This is a genomic window from Bartonella sp. AP65SXKL, assembly GCF_042195725.1.
Taxonomy (GTDB): Bacteria; Pseudomonadota; Alphaproteobacteria; order Rhizobiales; family Rhizobiaceae; genus Bartonella.
In genome coordinates this window covers 1-2,918 of sequence record NZ_JBHIOW010000045.1, presented here as the reverse complement: position 1 = coordinate 2,918, position 2,918 = coordinate 1, and the positions used below count along the sequence as shown (strand labels likewise).

Annotated in this window: 1 pseudogene; it reads right to left on the bottom strand. The window is 40.4% G+C overall.

The annotated features are described in order from the left end of the window. Nucleotides 1-2,918 (bottom strand): annotated as a pseudogene (locus tag ACFIMP_RS09450) (hypothetical protein); the annotation flags it as partial.

Genomic DNA, 2,918 nt, shown 5'->3' with positions numbered 1-2,918 from the left:
TTGAGTTCTGTACCTTCTACTTCTTTACCAATAGTGATAACTTTTGTCTTTTCATCCTGCTTCGCAAGGCTATCACTGACTACATTGGTAACATCATTATGAACATTCGTGATAGAACTCGCAACTCCAGCAAATGCTTCCGATACACTATTGTAAACCTTTTCCTCACCAGCACTACCATCAGAATTGACAGTTTTAAGCTTGAAGGTAGGTGCAACCCATTCTCCCTTTTCATTATAACCTGCTCCTCCACCAAAATACGTCGCAAATGTCTGATTCATTGAATAAAGTTGATTACCAGCGACAGCATCTGTTGATTTAGCGCTAATCTCACCATTTGCTAGAAACGTAATTCTACTGTTTTCTTGTGTCCTTACAGCCCTGCCTTGTTCTTCTTGCTTCTTCTCATGACGCGCGACAAAGGCATTGGCTTCATTACTCCAATTCAAAGAATCCTGCGCTACTCCTTCAGAAACCTCTTTAATCCGCGCATTCACATTCTTGATATTCTCATCAAGACCAGTAAATGCACTACCAACATTATCAAAAGAGCCATTTGTTATATTACCAGCTGTATCAACCTTGGATAACTTGTAGGTTGGTCCTGTAAACGTACCCTCAACAAATTTTGCATCGCCACCAAGGAATTTAGCTACATTCTGAGAAATCGTGTTGATCTGACTACCATTAATCGCATCATGTGAACTCTCACCAATGGCACCATCTTTTACATTATGAAGTGCAACTGGTCCTGCATCCTTACCTTTACCTAAAGTCACACTCGTGTAATCAATGCCGCCATTCTCACCCTCTTTTTTATCGTAATGAACAACAGCTGAATCATCTGACTGAAGGCTGGTAGAAAGATCCTTCAGACTTGCATCAAGCTGACCTTTGTTAACAGCTTCATTATCCTTTGTTGCTTCACCAACACCTGAAAGTGTCCGATCCCCTTTGTCTTTATTTGCGATATTGAGTTCTGTACCTTCTACTTCTTTACCAATAGTGATAACTTTTGTCTTTTCATCCTGCTTCGCAAGGCTATCACTGACTACATTGGTAACATCATTATGAACATTCGTGATAGAACTCGCAACTCCAGCAAATGCTTCCGATACACTCTTATAGCTTTCTTCACTTTCTTTACCTTCCGCATCAACTTTCTTGATCACAAAACTTGGAGCTTTCCATTGTCCATCTTTATCATAACCAGCTCCTCCACCAAAATACTCAGCAAATGTCTGATTCATTGAATAAAGCTGATTGCCCGTGATCGCTTCTGTTGAACCTTTAGAAATTTCTCCATCTAATAGAAATTTTAATTTACTGTTTTCTTGTTCCGCTATAACTTGACCATCTTTCTCTTTGTTCTTTACATGACGCGCGACAAAGGCATTGGCTTCATCATTCCACAACAAAGCATTCTGCTCAATGGTCTGTGTAAGTTCATTGCTGTTCTTAGAAAGCTCATTATGAAGATCTGTCAGCGATGTATCAACACCGCTAAAGGCTGAACCAACATCATGATATGACTGACCACCAACAACATACGTCGGAAGATTGCCTACAAGAACATCAGCACCACCACCTAAATAGCTCGATGTATTTTTAGAAACACTGTCTAGATTAGTAGTCACTGTCGTAACATTTTTATTAGTCGCAAATAACTGAGAGCCATTTACAACTTCTGTCGATTCTGCTGAAAGCACTCCTGCCTTAACACCTGAAAGTGTCCGATCCGTACCAGTCTTGTTGGCAATGTTGAGTTCTGTACCTTCTACTTCTTTACCAATAGTGATAACTTTTGTCTTTTCATCCTGCTTCGCAAGGCTATCACTGACTACATTGGTAACATCATTATGAACATTCGTGATAGAACTCGCAACTCCAGCAAATGCTTCCGATACACTATTGTAAACCTTTTCCTCACCAGCACTACCATCAGAATTGACAGTTTTAAGCTTGAAGGTAGGTGCAACCCATTCTCCCTTTTCATTATAACCTGCTCCTCCACCAAAATACGTCGCAAACTGTTTTTGCAGATCATAAATCTGTCCACCCGTAATCGCATCACTCGAGCCTGATACTATAGAGCCAGCTGCAAGTGATGTAAGCTTGCTGTTCTCTTTATTGTCCCCATGCGTCGCTACAAACGCACCTTTAGTCTTGCCCCATAACAATGCATCGCCTTGAACTGCTTGCGTAATATTACTTAGTTTTTCATCAAACTTTTTGACCTCATTAGACAGATGAGTGTTCACATTCTTGACACTCGTATCAAGACCCGCAAAGGCGCTACCAACATCGTTATGTGAATTAGTCGTTACTGTACCATCGTCAGAAACATTAGAGATTTTATAAGTCGGAACTGTAAAAACACCCTCTTTAAAGGATGCTTCTCCACCAAGAAATTTAGCTAAATCCTGAGAAATTGTATTGATCTGACTACCATTAATCGCATCATATGAACTCTCACCAATGACACCATCTTTGACATTATGAAGTGCAACTGGTCCTGCATCCTTACCTTTACCTAAAGTCACACTGCTATAGTCAACTATTCCGTCTTCTTTTTTATCGTAGAGAACCACTGCTGAATCATCAGACTGAAGGCTGCTGGAAAGATCCTTCAGACTTGCATCAAGCTGCGCTTTATTGACTGCCTCGTCCCCATTTTGCGCTGCCTTAACACCAGAAAGAATTCGAGCATCACCATCTCGATTTAAAATATTGATTTTATTGCCGCCTCTTTCCGCACCAATAGTAATAAGACCCATCCTATCCTGCTTAACAAGGCTATCACCTTTCACATTGGCAATCTCATTATTAATCTCTTTGCTGATCTCATTTCTAATATTTGTGAAAGAATTACCAACTCCAGCCAAAGCATCCGCCACATTGCCATAGTCTATCTCTTC